Here is a 17,924-nt window from a genome sequence, read left to right on the forward strand (position 1 = left end):
GCCGATCATCACCGCTTGGGTATCGAGCGAAGCTGTGTGGCTCAGGCTGCCGCCAGGGTTATTGGTCGACAGGGTCTCGGAGGACGACTTCACTTTCCCAAATTGAGTATAGAGATATTCGCCACGAAGCGCCCAGTTCTCGTCTAACGCGTACTCACCACCAAGTCCGACACTCCATCCGGTCGTGATCTTGGTCTCTGAACCCTGGGAAAACCCGTTGAAGGCATTGTCGGTAAGCAGGGTGTCCAGCTTCAACTGTGTCACGGCAAGACCGCCGGTGACATAGCCGAGCCAATTATCCTCTGCCCAGCCTAGCCGGGGACGCAGTGTCGCCATCCAATCGGCCGTGACCGATTGCTTGAGGACGAACCGCGCCGTGGGGCGCGATTCAAAATTTTCACTGACCGTGCGTTCATCGTTAAGAGCAAGGGTATTGGCGCTTGCCTCGACCCCGATCAGGATGTTTCCGAACTGGGTGTTGTAACCGCCCACCAAGCCGCCCGCAGGACGCCACTGGACCAGATCGTTATTGCCGGCACGGTCCATTTGCCTGGTATCGGTCGCATCAAAATATTTAGCGACACCGACACCCGTCTTCACTTGCGCCTTGCTGTTCGTCCCGCCCAAAAGACCACCGACATAGAATCCCGACCAGTCGGCGGCCGTCGGCGATTGCGCCAACGCGGCTCCGCTGCCTAACCCCCAGATGAGAGTGGAATAAAGAGCAACCACATGCGCCCGCATCGACCGTACCTTTCAAGAAAACGCCCGACAGCCAACCCACCATGGCGAAACCGCATCGCTCTGGTGCCTTGGGATACTATGCTGTCGCTAAGATGCTTCGTCAATTAAGCGATATGATTGTCGCCGCTAGGTGCAGCTACTTCAACGCCCCACCTCAAACCCGTACAATCAACAGCTGGCGGCGAAATCGCTCTCCGGCGTCCCAATCGGTCAACAACGTTGACACAGGAATGGCGTGGAGCGCCTGTATTTCACAGCGCCCATAGGAAATCAGAGATGTGATTTCTAAAGGGAAATGGCGGAGGGAGAGGGAGCCTCGTGATCAAGGCTGAAACCCCAGCATTACCGCCATTTCCAGCTCGCTGCTCGTGGGCGAACTGTAGCAGGCCACTGTAACAGTGTCCATGGCTCTTGCTTATATCCTCTTGGATGGCTGCTTGAGCGATGGTAAACCGGAGGTGGTGTTTGAGGGGGGCGGAGACATGAGCGAACGATTCCAGATGCCGAAGCTTTCTGCAAGGAACCCACTGGGAATTATCGCCCTCTTCATCTCATTGATCTATGCCATGAGCGTCTCGCTCTTGGGCGTCTCCGTTGGAAGCCTTGCTTTCTACAACCAGACCATCCTTGTTGTCTTCGTCGCGCTCTTCCCATTCGTGGTTCTTTGGGTGTTCTCGTGGCTGGTTGCGAAGCATCACAAAAAACTTTACGGCCCTGGCGATTATCGCTCGGACGAGGGCTTCCTGAACGCGGCGGATTCTTCGCCGGCCAGGACGCTTGGGGAGCGTTTAAGTGCCGACATTGATGCGGACGAAAAGGGCAAGGTAACGGATGGCCCGCCATCTGAAACACCGCCCCCCCATCAGCCTGAATCGACCCTGGCAAGCTCTTTGGACAGGATCTCGCCGCGTGGAACGATTGACGCGCCCTTCGCACGGCGTGAGGATCTGATGGCCAGGGCCTACATTGCGGAGGGCCTCGTATTCCAGGATTTACAGAATGAGTTCGGTGGTTCAGTCCGGCGAGAAGTTGTGTTCCCCGTAAAAGGTTCCCGTCCTCTACGGGCGGACGGTGTAATCCATGCAGCCGGCGAAATGATTGTCGTCGAAGTGAAAATGACGCGTTTCGTGGGGAATCTCGTTAGACGACTCCGGGAGGCGACGAATCAAGTAGAATCCTATCGTCGCGCCATCCAGGAAAGTGGCGTCGTTGGTGCCCGGTTCATAATTGCATTGGTCTTGGATGGGGATGGCATTTCGGAGGCCGCGCGGCGAATGGTCCAGCGGTATCACGACGGGGTCGGGGGAGACTTGCAGGTGCGCCTATTCTCTTATCAGGCTCTTTTACAGAAGTACGGCTTTCCGACCGATGAATCCGGCGCGGCGTAGGCTCCTTAACGATTTTTCAAGTGATGCTCGACCAAGAGCTCCGCTGCACCTTCTAAATCCTCTCCGACGTATCGCAGCACACGGCCTCGGCTGCGCGGATACCAGTGCCTTTCCTCGACCACCATCACGGCAGGTCCCGATGTTGCGGGCCGTTCTCGCTCCCATCGCCTGTGAGTGCCGCTCGCCATGCGGTGAACCAGCTTGGCGGCCTGGACCCGCTTGAACTCGGCGGTGCGGACGGGCTGTGGATCGGCGGCGATGATCATTTCCACCGCCAGCCATGCAGCGACCACCCGGCGGGGATCGACCTCGGCCTTGCGCAGCCGCGCCCAATGCTTCCAGGCCCGCTCGCGCGGATCGAGGCCGCGCAGCCGGAACGCCTCGACGTGGGCGCCCGCCTGCTGGTAGAGGGCCTCGACCCTCTGCACGGCGTTTTTGACCCAGTGCAGGTCCGGGTTCGCCTCCAGCCACTCCAGGGCGGCCCGGCGGTATGGGGTCAGTTCAGCGGCGGTGTATGACCGCTTGAAGGCGCTGCCGTGGCGCTGAAGGTGCTCGGCGTGGGAGCGGCAGAACCGGGTGTCCAGTCCGTCCGAGGTTCCCGCCCTGGCAGGCTTGCCGCAGCCGATCACCCGGCAGTAGGCATACATATGGTTCGGTTCAGCCGCCCGTTCGGCGACCTCGCGCTTGCGGCGCCTCCGCCGTTCCCAATCGACCGCCAACTTCACCCCCGCTTAACAGACGGAAAATCGTTTCACTACAGGCACTTGGATGCGGCACTTGCGCCCATGAAGCGTTAAAAGTTAACAGAATGCGGAAATCGCTGCTTTCACAGTCACTTAGAACGGGCTCGGGTTGCCCTCGGGATCACCGCCACGTTTGACCGCTTCGGCCAGCACCTCCGTGGCGGCCTGGGCGATTTCGTTCAAGGCCTGGGTGCTGGTGACCTTGCCGGCGTTCAGCAAGCGCAGGGACTGATACAGGGCGCTGATGGCGGCCTGCTGCTCGACCTGGGCGGCGGACAAGGGATCGATGGGACGGCTGCCGCCGCCTTCGGGACGCTCGCCCTTCTTGGCCTTGTTGCCGAGCAGGCCGGGAAAGTCCTCGTTGGCCCACTTCCAAATGGTCACATGGCTGACGACGTTGTTCATCATGTCGGCGATGGTGCGGCTGTCCAGGCCCTCCAGCACACCGGACTTCGCCAGCATGCGGAACGAGCGTCGGTACTCGGCAGTCTTCAGCGCCTTGCCATTGGTGGTGTTGGCGAGGGCTGCGGCCTGCATCGCTTCGCCCATGGTGCCCACGGTGACCGAGGCGGCGATGGTCCGGGTCAGCGCCTTCTTGTGATCGGCCACCGCCTCGGCAGCGGCGACACGGTGGAACCCGTCCACCAGGAACAGCCTGCCATCCACCTCGTAGACCTGGACCGGCGGGAACTTGGACCCGGCCCTCATGCTGCGGGCGTACTGCTCGACGGTCTTGGGATCGACCTCGGTGCGGACCTGGAGGGTTTCTTGGTCGCGGATGATGTCCACGATGTCGAGCTGCTTCACGCTGGCGTTCGCCGTCATCCCTGATCCTTCTGGTGCGATTAAACGAAAATGACCACCCCGCATCACGGGGCGCTGACGATGCCGTGAACGGCCCCGACCGACAAGCCCACACGCTCGGCAATCTTGCGGATGCTCAAGCCCTCGGCCTTGGCCTCCAGCACCGCTTGCCGGGTCGGTTGGGCAACGCCAGGGCGGCCCAGTATCTTGCCCTGTGACCGGGCACGGGCCAGCCCGGCCTTGACCCGCTCCTGGATCATTGACCGCTCGAACTCGGCGAACACGCCCAGCATCTGAAACATGGCCTTGCCGGCTGGTGTGGTGGTGTCGATGCCCTGCTGGTGCAGGAACAGGTCAACTCCCAGGACGTGGACCTCGGACAGGAAGGCGACCAAATCCTGGAGGCTGCGGCCCAGCCGATCCACCGACCACGCCATGACCACATCGAACTTGCGGCGGGTGGCGTCCTTGGTCAGCCGGTCGAAGGCGGGGCGCTTGTCGCGGCCCTTGGCCCCGGAGATACCGGCGTCCTCGTAGACCTCGACCACCTCCCAGCCCGACCGCTCGGCCACGGCCACCAGTTCCAGGCGTTGGTTCTCGGTGGTCTGTCCGTCCGTCGAGACCCGCAGGTAGATCGCGGCCCTACGCATCTGGCTGATCTTCTGCGTGACGTCGGACAAGATCAGCCATGGTTTCGAGCTGATCTGCTAGTGCATGCTGATCATCGAAGGCTTCAAGCAGAAGCCAGACGGTGTCCCGTACGGCGATCTTCATGACCGCTTCACGGACATATGGATCCACATTCAGCCCCGCGAGATGGGCTACGAAATCCCGGCAACACTGGTGGACTACCTGATCTAACGCCGTCTGCATTGCTACCTCTTGCTATGGCTGTCTATCCATAAGTTCCTACGGCACGAGCGTTCATAAATCAACTGGTTTGTGAACGGCGGCGGCGAGGTGTTAGAACCCGCATAAAGGCTCGGTCCGCATCAGCCGTTTTCCTGGGGGTTTTCTGAACGTCGCTTGGCGGGAGAGGAAAGCTATGAGACGCCTTGCTGGAGCTTGGTCCAGTGAGACAGCGGTAAGCCACTCGTCGACTTCCATTGGTAGAAGAACTTGGATTGGCACTGCCGTCGCCGTATGCTGTGCTCGCCGTTCGTATGGCCCTATAGGTAGGACGCGATGCCAGACACTTTGCCCATCGGCCAGCGCTTCAGTCACGTCTATTTGCGGCGCGGAGTTCCGGCATCTGATAGTGACCGAATGCGCCGCCGCATCGCATCGTTCTTCAATGAATTTGGGTTCTTCAAGACCAGTGCAGGGCGGAACCTGGAATTGGAGTTGGGCGTTGCCGTTCCAATGGGCTACGAACACCACAACGTCCAAGCCTTTTTACTCAAGTGTGAACTCCGAGATTTCTTGGATGCCATCACCATCATCTGGCGAAGTGTTCGGATTAGCCATGGGCTAGCGAGAGATGAAGCGGCATGGGTAAAAGTTGTTCGCCGGGTCTTCCAGGAAGAGAACGCTGGATACCGTGTCGATGACCAGGGCGGCGTTCATTTCGCAGTTGATGGCGAGTTTGACCACAACGTGGCTTCAAGCCTAGCGGCGCTCGGATCGTCCCGCTACAACGGTGTCCAGGCAGCATTCCAAGCAGCACAGCAGGCATTAGACGAGACGCCACCCAACGGTAAGAACGCAATGCGTTCGGCCTTCGAAGCGGTCGAAATCCTGTTCCGCCTTATCTTCCCCAAGGCCCCTCGATTGGGATCTGCCGAAATCAGGGCTCATCTTGAGCCGCATGTGCAGGCGCATCTCTCGGAGGACAAGACTGCCGCAAGGGCCACCGTCAAGCTGCTCGCCAGCTTCAGCGACTGGGTGGATGGGGTGCACTTCTATCGGCATGGGCAGGGTGAAGAGGAGCCAACCCAGCCCCCGCTTTCCCTTGCGGTCCTGACCGTCAGCACTGCCGCCTCGTACCTGCGATGGCTGGCAGAGTTCGATGCTGCCCAGTAGCGCCATGGCGCCCCCTCCCACCGGGGGAGAATGTCACTCTGCCGCTTGATCGGATGCCCGCTCACATTTTTGCCCCGGAACATCCGGGCGAAGGTGCCCCAGGTCCAAGCCCTCGTACCGCAGCCGGGCCATCGCCTCGGCCAGCTTTTTGAGGAAAAAACCCCGGCCATAGCGGCCTGACATGCCCTCTTCGCCGTGGCCTTGCAGGGCGTCCATGATCTCCTTGGAGATGTCCGAGTTGCGGCAGGCGTCCTCGAAGCTATGACGGAAGCTGTGGAAGGCGTTCTTGCGGTGCTTCACCTTCACCGCCTCCAGGAATCGCCGGAAGTGCTTGGAGTATGGTGACGAGTAATAGCCGTCCGCGCCCATCTTCATCTCGGGGAACAGCCGCTGTTCACCCTGGCGCTTGCGTAGGGCGACATGATCCAGCAGGCCCAGTTGGATCAGGACGGGATGGACCGGCGTGTTGCGCTTGCTGTGGGGAGTTTTAAGGCGCTTGTCCTCGCCATCGTCGTTGATGTCGAAGAACAGGACGCCGTGTTCCGTTCGCACTTCCTCGACCCGAAGCTGGATGATCTCGCCCGACCGCGCCCCGGTGAACAGGCCGATCAGGGGCACCCAGAACATGCCGGTATCTCGAGGGATCAACGAGCCCGGCGAGGTCCATTCCCGGACGGACTTGCAGCCCGTGTAGACCGGGGCACGGAAGATGGCCTTCAGTTCGTCCAGGGTGAACGGGTCGCGTTCCTCACGGACGTTGCGCCCCTTCATCTTCACCTTGAGGCCCTTGAACGGGTTGGGCGGGCACTCATCATAGTGATCCGCCGCCCAGGTCCACAGCGATCCGACGTAGCCCAGCAGCTTGTTCAGGTTCTTTTCTGACATCGGGGCCATCGCCAGTTCCTGCGCCTTGGCGGACGCTTCGGCGATGGTCAGGCCCTTGAGGTCATCGAACTTGTTCCAGTTGGCCGGCAGATGCATCAAGATCGCCTTGAACGCTCGCGCCTCGGCCTTGCCGTACTCGGTCCACGGCCTGTCCCCGGTGACGGCGATGAAGTGCCCCATCCATACCCGGTGCTCATGCTCGGTCTTGGGAACCCAGGATGTGCGGGCTTTCTCGGCGATCCACTCCTTGACCAGATGCGACAAGGGCGGGGTGGTAGACACACTGGATCTAACTTCCAGCGGTGCTTTCACTGTGCTGGGCGGTGGCGTCACAGCCGGTGCCGCCGGGGTCTCCACCGGCTCGCCCTCATTCCTGGCTCTCTTGGCCTTGTAGGCGCGGATGGCGGCGGCCTGGAGTTCCCGCGCCAGTTTGCGACGGCACGGGGCATCCTCGGCCAGCCGCAGGGCCACGTTGTCCCAGGACAGGACCTCGTCCACCTCGTCTTCGTAGAAGCTGCTCACTTCGCCACGGGCGAACTGGTGGCGGGTGCCGGTGTCGAAGGCGTCGATGTCCTCAACGTATTCCTCGAACGAGCGGCCCTCGAACGCCTCGTTGCGGACTTCGTCGTCCTCGTCCAGCAGGGCGGCGTAGTAGACCTCGCCGATGCGCTTGACCTGCTCGTCCGTCAGCGTGTCCAGGGGCGGCTGGGCCTGTAGCGCCATGCGGCGGCGGTGGTCATCGAACAGACGGTCTACCCGTGCCGCTTCGATGCGGACCAGCTTCAGGGCGTCCCGATGATCCTTGGTGCGGAGGGAGAAGGTTTCCTCGGTCTTGGGGTACGTGTCCGCGATGTCCACGGGCACGGCGGCCCGGTGCCAGTAAACGGCGCCACGACGATAAAGACGGGGATGTCCGGGCATCTTCTCCATGCTCCCACTGTAACAGTCGGCTGGAGCAGCGAGAAGATTTTCTGATTGGTTCCCAAGGACTTGCTGAAACGCCAAGGCCCTAGGGAAAAGTGGCGGAGGGAGAGGGACGATCCGACGACATGATCCGTAAGCCGCAGAAGCCTTGATTTCCAACGTGTTCCGCCATCATATGTGTGGGGGAAACGTGTTGGGGAGGCTTTCACCATGTACTTGGAGAAGAGACGGCGGCGGTGGTATGCCATCCACGAAATTCCCGAGGATGTCCGGGAGGCGATAGGGCGCGGCAAGCAGTTCTTCAAAGGGCTTGAGACGGAAGACAAGTTCATCGCAAAGCGCCGCGCCGCCCTACTTGAAGTCGAATGGCTGTCGCTGATCGAGCAGGCCCGCCGGGGCACCCGAGATCACGTCGAACGGGATGCCGCCTACTGGCGCAAGGTCTTGAAAGAGACCCCCGAGGAGTTTCGGGAAATGACCCTCGATTACATTGGTGATGAGACCCAAGCCCGCGTTGAACGTGCGATGGAGAGGGCGGGGTTCACCGACTATCACCAAGACGGATGGCAGGACTTGCCTGAGGTCGAGGCGGCATATCGTTTCAACGCCATCGCCACTGGTAGGTTGGTGAAGTTCGATGAACACCTTGACGAGTGGCTTGCCACCCTGTCCAACGAGGCGAAAACCAAGGACATGAAGAAGTCCACCGTCCTCAAGTTCGTGGAGGAGTTCGCCTACGTTCAGGATGTGAAGGCCAAGGACGTGCAGCGGTGGGTCAACCGCCTTGTCGCCGACGAAGGCAAGAAGGCGAAGACCATCCAGCGCATTCTGTCCGAGCTACGGGGCTACTGGTCCTATCTCATTTCCATTGAGGTCATCTCACGCGACCATCTGCCCTTCGAGAAGCTGACCCTTCCCCAAGAGGGCAAGCGGACAGCGGGGTCCGAGAGTTGGGTTCCCTTCACCCCTGCCGACGTGGTCGCCCTGCTGCGGGCCGCCGAGGCCAAGGGGGACACCCAGCTTGCCGACCTGATCCGGCTGGGGATGTGGACAGGTGGCCGGATCGAAAGCCTGTGTGCCCTGCGGGTTGAGGAGGTCCGGGAAGACAGCTTCGACATCCTGCACGACAAGTCACAGGCGGGGCGGCGGACGGTGCCCATTCATTCCAAGCTGAAGACCACCATGGACCGGCTGATCCGGGATGCCGGGAAGGATGGCTTCCTCCTGCCAGGGCTGAGCATGAACAAGTACGGGGATCGGTCGGACGCCATTGGCAAGCGGTTCGGGCGGCTGAAGACCGACCTGAAGTTCGGCCCCCAGCACGTCTTCCATTCGATCCGCAAGACCGTTGCCACCCTGCTGGAGAACGCCGGGGTGCCCGAGAACGTCGCCGCCGACATCATCGGCCACGACAAGCCGACCATGACCTATGGGCTGTACTCGGGCGGGGCGAGCTTGGAGGTAAAGCGGGAGGCGTTGGAGAGGATCGACTACCCGGGATACGGGTAGGTTGAGATTTTCTTCAAATAATGGCAATTGGCGGCTGCTGTGCAAAATCAACGTCTATACCCTCACCTGTACCTTTCATTCGTGTCGAAAGGCAACTTGGGAACATCAAAGCAGGAGATATCCTCAATCTCAAACCTCTTAATCAATTTATGAACAAGAGCGTCAAGTGCGATGTAATCAGCGTCATTCCCCTCTGTCCTGGTAAATTCAATCCGACGATTGAGGAGCTTTGACCATTCATAGACAAGCTCTGGATTTCTTTTTCTAATGGCACACTCGAAACCAAGCGTAAGATAGGTAACTTCGCCATATGCCTCATTCAGAGGTATCGCTGTTGACGCTACAGAAGGAACGGAGACCAGTGAGACAAGTAGCGCAACAAAGAAGTGCCGCATAGGAAGCTTTTTTGATTGATGACACATAAAACATTTCTCGCAAAAATCTGAGCGAGCATCAAGCCCCCAGCTAACACGCGGTTCCCCCCATGCCGGGGCCTCGCTGCCCCTACAGTTGCCAACTGGGAAGATTGATGGAATGGGGGGGTGCCCAGCTACCCCCAGCCGTTCTCGTTCCTGTCGGCGCCCTGGTGGCCCTGGCTGGCTGTCCTTCCCAGGGACCAGAGCCGGGCAAGGGGCCTCGTGGTGTCGTGGCAGAGATGGCCCCCAACAGCCCCGGCTTGTGCATTCCTTACGCCGTGCATTCTGCATAGAAGGGGCGACGGGAGACGGGAATTCCGTCGCCATTCGCTACGGTATTCGTCGCGACACGGGCCTTCCTCCCGCTCGCTGTGGGGCTGTTCGTCGCGTCCAAGCCCGGCCAGCCGGCATGAAGGGGCTGAGGGCGAGCAGCCGTCCGGGAGGTCGATAGCCTCCGGTGGCCCCTGGGGGAGCGACCAGCCGGGAGCGGTGAAATGGAAACCACGGTTTCCTTTTGCCTCTCGGTTCCTGGTGGTGTCGCTCGATCCCGTACCGCCTTGACACCACCCCGCCAGCCCCATTACATAAACACTCAACGAACGTTGACAGCTTGCGTAACGAGGCAAGCCATGACCGCCTATGTCGAGTACTACCGGGTGTCCACCGACAAGCAGGGCCGTTCCGGGTTGGGGCTGGAGGGGCAGAAGGAGGCGGTTCGCCGCTTCCTGCGGGATGGGGACACCACCATTCAGCCGCCCTTCGTCGAGGTTGAAAGCGGCAAGAAGACCGATCAGGACCGCCCCCAGCTTCGCGCCGCCCTGGAGGTCTGCCGCAAGACCGGAGCCACCTTGCTCATTGCCAAGCTGGACCGGCTGGCCCGCGATGTCGCCTTCATCGCCGCCCTGATGAAGTCCGATGTCCGCTTCGTCGCCTGTGACATGCCCGATGCCGATCCCTTCCGCCTCCACATCGAAGCTGCCATCGCAGAGGAGGAGGCCCGGAAGATCAGCCAGCGGACCAAGGCAGCCCTCGCCGCAGCCAAGGCGCGGGGCGTCAAGCTGGGGGGCTATCGGGGCTACGACCTGACCCAGGAACAGCGGGCGGCAGGGGCCGAGAGATCAGCCGCCAGCCGGGCCGCTGAAGCCAGCAAGCGGGCTTCTGCCCTGTCGCCGATCATCGACGCCATCCGGGCCGAGGGGGTCACCAGCGCCAGCGGCATTGCCCGTGCCCTGAATGATCGAGGCATCCCGACCAGCCGGGGCGGGAAGTGGCAGGCGGTGCAGGTTCAGCGGTTCCTGGCCCTGGTGGGGTGATACCGGCCGCCCTTTGATCTGATCCATCCTCTGTCGCCAGGGCTGCCGCCCCGGTCCCCGCTTGGGGCGAGGCCCCAAACCCCCTTCTTTTTTCAAAAAAGGGAGAGGTCTGGAGGCGCCAGCCTCCGGGCGGGTTCGGGCGGCAGCCCGACGCGGACCACGGTAAGGAGCCGGGTCATTTCAAAGGGCGGCCGGTATGAGGCGTCATACCACCCACCAGCCCACCCGGCCCGATGCGTCGCCTATCGTAGGCATCATGAGGGCGCCGAGGTGCGGCGCTATACCAAACATTATGGGCGCAGCGTTGCATATGTCTTGCGTATTGGTTTTTGCAACAGCGGGGGTGTGGTTTCGCAACATCCCTCCGCTAAGTCCAAGCTTCATAAAAGAACACACTAGATTTTCTGTCTATAAATGCAGTCACTCTAAAGTGAAGCCGGATTGACTGCATAAGCAGAGGTCGGCATTCTCCCGCCAGTCAACACGATGTGCGGGAGTTTAGATCAAATGCTTTTCAGGATTTGCCTGTTCGCCGTCGAGTATGAGGTGGAGGTCTCGCGGACTGGTGTCTTTGCCAGACTTGGAGACTTTCTCTCGTTCGACCTGACCTTCCGCCTTCCCGACAATATCCGTCCTGCATGGTTTCTTCGCCAGGAAGGCCCCCTCTCTGAAGGGAATGCCCTGGTGATCCGTGCCGGGCGCACCCAGGCCGTGTTCGAGCTTGGCCGCTGGCTGGTGCCCGGCCTGAAGCGTTCGCTCGCCTGAACCTGACGTGGGCGGATAGCCCGCTCACACCACCACAAACATACCCATCAAAGGAAACCGACATGAGCAACCACACCGATCTTCCTGCCGCCGCTTTCATCAACATTCCGACCGTCACCAAGGCGCATGAGGCTTTCGAAGTCGCCTATATTCTTGAAGCATATGGAAAGGTTTCTGCCGCCATCCGGCATCTTTCCGTCAGCTTGCACGTAGACGATGAAGATGAAAGACGGGAGCATATTCTGATGGATTTGCTTCTGAACCTGTCGTTCATCACTGATGATGAAGAGCATATGAACAGCCTGCTGTCTCTGATCCCCACCATGATTACGAATGCCACCAGTGACAACGCAACGGCGGCGCTCGACTGCATTCGGGATCGTGTCTTCGATCTGATGGTAGCCTCCGAGAGGCTGCAAGCCGCTTTCCAGGTTCCGCCCGTCAAAGCCTGATCCCGACCAGCCGTACCCGCCACCCACGCTACGGTTCGCCCTGGCGGGGGCCTCTCCCAGAACCCTTCCTGACAGACCCGGAATGGGCGGGAACCGGGAGGATTTCACACAATGAATATGTTGTTTGTGTCTGTCCCTCGGAGGACGGGTACGGCATTCGGCAGCACCTCAACACCACCCTAAGCGGGGCCTTAGCGCCCCCACATTCCACGTCAAAGGAACCCAGAACATGAACATCATGAACGACGAGCAGATGCCACCCGAAGGAGAGGCCATTGCCTCCTTCGAGCCGGTCAGCCTGCTTGCGGACCTCAAAGCCCGCACCACCACCACCCCGCCCCCGGATGGGCTTCCCGATCACCTCCCGCTGTCGGCTATCAGCCTCATGCCCGACCTGTTCCAGCCTCGGGGGATGGCAGAGAACCACATCAGCGAGTTGACCAGGGTGGTGAAGTCGGGGCGTGTTCTCGACCCCGTGACCGTGGTTCAGGTCGGGGCGGATACCATCCTGATCGACGGGCACCACCGCTTCGAGGCGTACCGGCTGGCGGGGCTCGTCACCCTGGTTCCGGTCCAGTACTTCGCCGGTACCGTGGATGAAGCCGTTCTGGAAGCTGGCAAGGCCAACAGCCGCGCCAAGCTCTCGATGTCGGTGCAGGAACGCATGGACTACGCATGGCGGCTTGTCCGCATGGGGTGTTTCTCCAAGGCGAAGATCGCTGACGCGGCCGTGGTCTCCGATGGGCAGGTTGCCGAGATGCGCCGGGTGATGAAGGTGCTTGGCGATGAAGCCTTCGACTGTGATGTCTGGCTGGAGGCAAGGAAATTGGCGGACGGTAAGGCGGGCATGATGCCCACCGATGAGGAGATCGAGCAGCGCCTTGAGCTTCAAGCCGCCATCTATGCTGATCGGATGGCCAAGGTGTTCAGTACCAAGTTGGCCACTAATCCCGCCCTCGCTGCCAGGGCTTTCGATATGTACTTCGGCAGGAAGCTGCCTGATCTGGCTGAGCACCTGAGGGAATACCTGCCCGATGTCGAGGGCGAGGATGCCGATGACGATTACTGAGCAGCCCCCTCGAAGGCTGCCATCGGGGGCACCTCATGCATTCCTTAGGCGGTACATTCTGCATAGGCGGGCCGATCATGGCTGACCTCTTCAACCACGGGGGCCGGTCTTGCTCTGTGCCCGGCTGCACCGCCCCGGCCAGGAACGATCATTCCCACCTCTGCGAGGCTCACCGCCAGCGACAGCGCCGACATGGGCACGTCCGACAGCGGGGGATCACCAAGGCCCTGTTGCGCCCCTACGTCGCCAGGGTGCGGGGGATCATCGACAAGGACACCACCGGCCAGCTTGCCGCCGCTCTGCACCAGCTTCACGCCCTGCTGGGGGATCGTGCCCGCCAGTCGGTCGCCGACGCCCTCAGCGGCAGGCCGGGCAGCAAGTGGGAGAGGATCGCCGGGCAGGAGGTGGCGAAGGTGGTCGAGGCCACCAACGCCCTTGATTGCGCCGCCCTGGTCGCCGGGCTGTTCCTGCTGCGGGACGAGGAACCGGGGCAGTTCGTCAGCGAGGACGGCTTCCGGTTCCAGCTTGCCCGGCTGTTCCGCGCCCAGACGGACCTCGCCTTTGGCAGCTACTGGGATCAGGAGGCGGGCAAGACCAAGACGGTCTATCGCGACCTGTCCCCCCGTGCCACCGCCGCCCTTGCCCGGTGGGTGGTCGATGCCTACGCCCGCTTCGTCGGCCATGTCGTCGCCTGGGATCGGCAGGAACGCACCCGACAGGCCGAAGCCCTGGAAGCCCTCGACGCAGCCTTCGCGGCGATGAAGCCGTGACCCCCCATCCCATCCATCGAGAACAAAGACACGACATGAACGACATCATCACCACCCACCCCACCGGACTTCCCGACGTGATCGAGGAGGGAGGAGAGGTCCGGGTTCTCGACCTGACCCTTGCCGAGAAGCTGGGGTTCGAGCGGCCCCGGAAGGTACGAGACCTTATCAAGCGCCACCGGGACGCCCTCGAAGGGATCGGGAGTTTGCCCCATCGTGGGGCGAACCCTGGGCCGAAGGGTGGTCGCCCCGGAACGGCTTTCTATCTGAACGAGGCCCAAGCCCACTTCATCACCGCCAAGGCAGGCACCAAGCTCGCCGACATCGAGCTTGCCCGTGTCGCCCAGGTCTTCACCGAATACCGCCGGGGGAACCTGATCGCCAAGGATGCTGAGACCCAGGCCACCCTTGACGAGATCGAGGCGAAGAGACAGCGGGCACATGCCTTCTACCTGGAGGAACGGGAGGCCCGCGATACGGCCCTTCGCTTCCTCCGTCGTCGCTGATGCCATGACCATGTTGCCCCCGCTGGATCGCGCCTCTAGCGGGGGCTGAGGTGGGACGGATAGGCAGGGCGTGCAGAGTGGCGGAGAAGAGAATTTCTTGATCAGGCTTTCACATTTGGCAGCGCACTTTTCTGCATACTGAAGGCCCAGCAGAATAAAAATGCCACCAGATCAGAAGGGTATCAAATCCTCATCAGTCTCAAATAACTGTGAGATCTTGCGACCCTCTACCCTGAATTTCTTGCCCGTGGCTCGTTCGAGAAAGTGCCGCAATCTTTCGTACTTGCTGGTGAGATATACAGCATTATGAAGCTGATCATTGCCTCGGAAACCCTCGATGATTTGCCGGAGTTCATCATCCGAGAGGCGGCCCACAACACCCGCCATACGGTCGAACCTATTCTTCGCCTCGGTGAAATCGGGGGCTGCTACAAAGGCCGTTAAGAGCGCCCCCTGAAGCCGCTCCCTGTTTCCAAGCCTTTCCGCAAGGACCTTGTAGACTTCCGCAGCAGTGTAATCGGGGTCACTGAGACGCCCCTTCACGGCCTGGACATCGCCGATAAACCCCTTGGGGTCTTCGGTTGCCATTTTCAGCGAAATGACGGGCACGTTCCGCCCAAGGGCGTAGCCAACCTCCTGGTTGGTCCAGATGCTGTCGTGAAAGCCTTCGGTTAGGAATGCGACCATCACCTCCATCGTCTCCAACCCTTTCAATATCTCACTCCGCCAAGTGGTCATGGGCTGGATGGTATCGTGGGCTACGAACGAGGAAATGCCGTAGTTGGCCAAAGCCTCCCCCAGCGTCTTGGCCTCCGCCTTGTGGATGTCCCTGTGGCTGATGAAGAGCCGGATTTGGCCGGGTTGCCAGATCGCGAGAGAGTTTGGGTCAATGTTCGGACGCCCCCCGAGCGGCACAGCCTGACGGGCCTCAGGGTCTGTCTCATCATCCCCCTCAATCGTAACGGCTCTGAAGTGCTCGTTTGGATAGGATTGCGAGCACGCGTTCAGGTCCTCGCACAATTTCTCGCATAGTGTTTGTTGCTCTCGCACCCTGATCTTTCCTAGGACCCGCTCGGGTAGGAATATCCTTACATCGTGCCCGTAGGTCCCACCGTTCCAGTTGTCGTAATCGGTTCCTGGAACCACGAGGATGCGGCTGAAATCGATGATTTCAACCAACAGCGAATTTCCCTCCTCATCATACTCGGTGCGAAGTCGGCGAAGAAAGGCATGGGTCTTCGGAGGGAGGGCGAAGGTGGTCAAGTTGGCACCTAGAGTTAGTGGCACTCGAGATGTTACAGCCAACTCGCGCATACGCAAAGACGGCCACTCAAGACCGCAACAGCTATCTGGCCTTCTCGATTGAATGGGGCGTCATCAGGACGCCGTAATCATGGCTGACGAGAAAAGTCGTGTGGGGGAAACGTGTGGGGATCGGCTGAATGAGCTTCGGCTAACGGCTTGAAATCGTTGATATTTCTAGGCTGTAGAGAAGCTGGCGGAGGGAGAGGGATTCGAACCCTCGATACGGCTCAACACCGTATACACACTTTCCAGGCGTGCGCCTTCAACCGCTCGGCCACCCCTCCTAATGTCGCGGCGGGGGCAAGCCCCTCGGGACGCGGCGAGGGGGGAAGCTACACGAGGGGACGGGGCGACGCAACCCCCTTAACGCAGGTCGTGAAACAAGTCGCGCTTAAGGGCGTTTCGGCTCTTTCAGCAGCGTCTCGGCCAGATGATCGAGGCGGGCCGGATCGAGTTCGGACAGGCGCATATTCATGATCGCGTCGAGCTCGCCGGGGGCAACCCCCTTCTTCGCTGCGGTCATCGGATCGAGGCCGCGCAGCAGACGGGTCAGGCTGTTGACCTTGGTGATCCGGCGCGCCGCCGCCAGCGCATCGTAAAGACCAGGACCGCCTTCGGCCCACTCGTCGCTGTTCATCTCCGCCCCCTTTGGCTTGCGACGGTCAGAATAACGGGTGGCGCAGGCGAAGTCTCGGAGGAAGTGCCCCCCTTCCGTTGCGCCCCTCTTCGCGTCACACTGGCCTCCGGTTTCGGAAAACGAACGGAGCGGCCGTGACGATGCGTGCGAAAGTGGGACTGGTTCTGGCCTGTCTGCTGTGGAGTTGGAGTGCGGCGGCGGAACAGGTGCGGCTGACCTTTCTCCACGTCAACGACATCTATGAATACCATCCGTCCAACGGCATCGGCGGCTTGGCCGAACTCTCGACCCTGCTAAAGGTGCGCAGCGCCCAATCGCCCAACCCGATGTTCACCTTCGGTGGCGATCTGATCTCGCCCTCGCTCGCCTCGAATCTGACCAAGGGCGCGCATCTGATCGCCCTGTTCAATATCCTGGCCCCGGTCGCGGCGGTACCTGGCAACCACGAATTCGATTTCGGCCCCGCCGTCTTTGCCGAACGAATCGGCGAATCCCGCTTTCCCTGGATCGGCTCGAACGTCTTGGGAGCCGATGGGACCCCGTTCGGCGGGATGGTGGACAGCATGATCGTCGAAAAAGGTGGGGTCAAGGTCGGCTTTCTCGGCATCCTGACCGCCCGCACCGGCGCATTATCGCTGTCGGACGGCGTTACCTTCGCCGACGAAACCGAAACCGCACGGACCACCGCCCGCGCGCTGCGGGCCAAGGGGGCCGAGATCGTGGTGGCGTTGACCCACCTTGATTTCGAGCAGGACCGCGCCCTGGCCCAGGCGGTACACGAGATCGACCTGATCCTCGGAGGGCACGATCACGATCCGATCGCGATCAAGGAAAGTGGGGCGCTGGTGCTGAAGGCCGGTCAGGACGCGGAATGGCTGGGCGAGGTCGAGATGATGGTCGACCGCCCCGATCCCGGTCAGAACGGAAAGACCAAGGTTACCCCGCTGGGCTGGCGCTTTGAGTCAGTGCGCGACGTTCCGCCCGATCCGGCGCTGTCTTCTGTGATCGTCGCGACCGATGCGTTGTTGAGCGAGGCACTCGACCAGCCTCTGGCGGTGCTGGAGCAACCGCTCGACAGCCGGACCGGGATCGTGCGCGGCGGCGAAGCGGCGATCGGCGACCTGTTTGCCGACGCGCTGCGGGCTCATTTCAGCGCCGATGCCGCCCTGCTCAATGGCGGCGGGCTGCGCGGCAACCGGCTCTATCCGGCCGGGGCCCATCTCAGCAAACGCGACATTCTGACCGAGATGCCGTTCGGGAATGCGGTGATGCTGCTCGAACTGAGCGGGGCGCAGCTTCGCGCGGCGCTTGAGTACGGTCTGACCGGGCTCGACACCAAGGCCGGGCGGTTCCCCCAGGTCTCGGGGCTTTCTGTCAGCTATGACCCGAGCCGACCCGCCGGGCAGCGGATCGTCGCGGTCACAATCGGCGGTGCGCCGCTTCAGGACGACAAACTCTATCGCCTTGCCACTTCGGACTATCTCGGTCATGGCGGCGACGGTTATGCCGGATTGAAGCAGGCCAGAGTGATCGTTGATTCAAGCGGCGGCCCCTTGCTAGCCAACGTGGTAGGCGATTATCTCGCCCGCACCCCTCATGTCGCGCCCCGGATCGAGGGGAGGATGAGGGCGGTGCGCCGAGGGGATGGACTTTAACCGCTTCGGCCACATAT

The 17,924-nt window shown here is 61.2% G+C and carries 18 protein-coding genes and 1 tRNA gene; 11 read left to right on the forward strand and 8 right to left on the reverse strand.

The genetic code is table 11. The features are described 5' to 3' along the window. Positions 1-744 (reverse strand): outer membrane protein (locus tag K678_RS09835; RefSeq protein ID WP_021132306.1); only part of this gene is annotated, 744 nt, incomplete at its 3' end. A 482-nt stretch (positions 745-1,226) separates the two neighbouring features. Here K678_RS09835 and K678_RS17715 point away from each other — a divergent pair. Continuing rightward, positions 1,227-2,132, forward strand: coding sequence for a hypothetical protein (locus K678_RS17715; protein WP_155804518.1), 906 nt, complete (start codon positions 1,227-1,229; stop codon positions 2,130-2,132). A 5-nt stretch (positions 2,133-2,137) separates the two neighbouring features. On the opposite strand, the gene K678_RS09845 is transcribed toward K678_RS17715, so the two are convergent. The 3 genes from K678_RS09845 to K678_RS09855 form a co-directional block, all read right to left on the reverse strand. Next, positions 2,138-2,851 (reverse strand): hypothetical protein, encoded by a 714-nt coding sequence (locus K678_RS09845; RefSeq protein ID WP_196802566.1) that lies wholly within the window; start codon positions 2,849-2,851, stop codon positions 2,138-2,140. 117 nt (positions 2,852-2,968) lie between these two features. Beyond that, positions 2,969-3,700 (reverse strand): ParB N-terminal domain-containing protein, encoded by a 732-nt coding sequence (locus tag K678_RS09850; RefSeq protein ID WP_021132309.1) that lies wholly within the window; start codon positions 3,698-3,700, stop codon positions 2,969-2,971. A 44-nt stretch (positions 3,701-3,744) separates the two neighbouring features. Further along, a complete protein-coding gene (locus K678_RS09855; RefSeq protein ID WP_021132310.1) occupies positions 3,745-4,329 on the reverse strand; it encodes a recombinase family protein in 585 nt (194 codons plus the stop codon). Positions 4,330-4,393: 64 nt separating this feature from the next. Between K678_RS09855 and K678_RS18650 the strand changes: the two genes are divergently transcribed. Further along, the gene (locus K678_RS18650; RefSeq protein WP_155804519.1) at positions 4,394-4,540 is read left to right on the forward strand and encodes a hypothetical protein; all 147 of its coding nucleotides are present in this window, start codon (positions 4,394-4,396) and stop codon (positions 4,538-4,540) included. Between the two features lie 405 nt (positions 4,541-4,945). Further along, on the forward strand, positions 4,946-5,701 hold the full coding sequence (locus K678_RS09860) for a hypothetical protein (RefSeq protein WP_021132311.1): 756 nt from the start codon (positions 4,946-4,948) through the stop codon (positions 5,699-5,701). A gap of 33 nt (positions 5,702-5,734) precedes the next feature. Here the strand turns inward: K678_RS09860 and K678_RS09865 are convergent, their stop codons facing one another. After that, positions 5,735-7,516 carry a site-specific integrase gene (locus K678_RS09865; RefSeq protein ID WP_021132312.1) on the reverse strand — a complete coding sequence of 594 codons (1,782 nt, stop codon included), beginning with the start codon at positions 7,514-7,516 and terminating at the stop codon, positions 5,735-5,737. Between the two features lie 204 nt (positions 7,517-7,720). On the opposite strand from K678_RS09865, the gene K678_RS17720 reads away from it, so the two are divergent. The 7 genes from K678_RS17720 (at position 7,721) to K678_RS09900 (ending at position 14,310) form a co-directional block, all read left to right on the forward strand. Continuing rightward, entirely contained in the window at positions 7,721-9,019 is a 1,299-nt protein-coding gene (locus K678_RS17720) for a tyrosine-type recombinase/integrase (protein WP_021132313.1), read from the forward strand. A 1,045-nt stretch (positions 9,020-10,064) separates the two neighbouring features. Further along, the gene (locus tag K678_RS09875; protein ID WP_021132314.1) at positions 10,065-10,748 is read left to right on the forward strand and encodes a recombinase family protein; all 684 of its coding nucleotides are present in this window, start codon (positions 10,065-10,067) and stop codon (positions 10,746-10,748) included. A 507-nt stretch (positions 10,749-11,255) separates the two neighbouring features. Continuing rightward, the gene (locus K678_RS09880) at positions 11,256-11,513 is read left to right on the forward strand and encodes a hypothetical protein (protein ID WP_021132315.1); all 258 of its coding nucleotides are present in this window, start codon (positions 11,256-11,258) and stop codon (positions 11,511-11,513) included. A 62-nt stretch (positions 11,514-11,575) separates the two neighbouring features. Beyond that, positions 11,576-11,965, forward strand: a complete 390-nt coding sequence (locus tag K678_RS09885; protein WP_021132316.1) for a hypothetical protein — start codon at positions 11,576-11,578, stop codon at positions 11,963-11,965. Between the two features lie 229 nt (positions 11,966-12,194). Then, positions 12,195-13,034, forward strand: a complete 840-nt coding sequence (locus K678_RS09890) for a ParB/RepB/Spo0J family partition protein (protein WP_021132317.1) — start codon at positions 12,195-12,197, stop codon at positions 13,032-13,034. A 77-nt stretch (positions 13,035-13,111) separates the two neighbouring features. Next, complete coding sequence (locus tag K678_RS09895) at positions 13,112-13,804, forward strand: hypothetical protein (protein WP_155804520.1); 693 nt, start codon at positions 13,112-13,114, stop codon at positions 13,802-13,804. A gap of 35 nt (positions 13,805-13,839) precedes the next feature. Further along, entirely contained in the window at positions 13,840-14,310 is a 471-nt protein-coding gene (locus K678_RS09900; RefSeq protein WP_021132319.1) for a hypothetical protein, read from the forward strand. 171 nt (positions 14,311-14,481) lie between these two features. On the opposite strand, the gene K678_RS09905 is transcribed toward K678_RS09900, so the two are convergent. From K678_RS09905 to K678_RS09915, 3 genes are all read right to left on the reverse strand, one after another. Next, positions 14,482-15,573, reverse strand: coding sequence for a toll/interleukin-1 receptor domain-containing protein (locus K678_RS09905; protein ID WP_051185895.1), 1,092 nt, complete (start codon positions 15,571-15,573; stop codon positions 14,482-14,484). A 233-nt stretch (positions 15,574-15,806) separates the two neighbouring features. After that, positions 15,807-15,899: transfer RNA gene (locus K678_RS09910), tRNA-Ser, on the reverse strand. 107 nt (positions 15,900-16,006) lie between these two features. After that, on the reverse strand, positions 16,007-16,252 hold the full coding sequence (locus K678_RS09915) for a hypothetical protein (protein WP_021132321.1): 246 nt from the start codon (positions 16,250-16,252) through the stop codon (positions 16,007-16,009). A gap of 140 nt (positions 16,253-16,392) precedes the next feature. Between K678_RS09915 and K678_RS09920 the strand changes: the two genes are divergently transcribed. Beyond that, a complete protein-coding gene (locus tag K678_RS09920; RefSeq protein WP_021132322.1) occupies positions 16,393-17,907 on the forward strand; it encodes a bifunctional metallophosphatase/5'-nucleotidase in 1,515 nt (504 codons plus the stop codon). Positions 17,908-17,924 lie beyond the last annotated feature (17 nt).

Origin of the sequence: Magnetospirillum fulvum MGU-K5, from assembly GCF_000442515.1 — a bacterium.
Classification (GTDB): Bacteria; Pseudomonadota; Alphaproteobacteria; order Rhodospirillales; family Magnetospirillaceae; genus Phaeospirillum; species Phaeospirillum fulvum_B.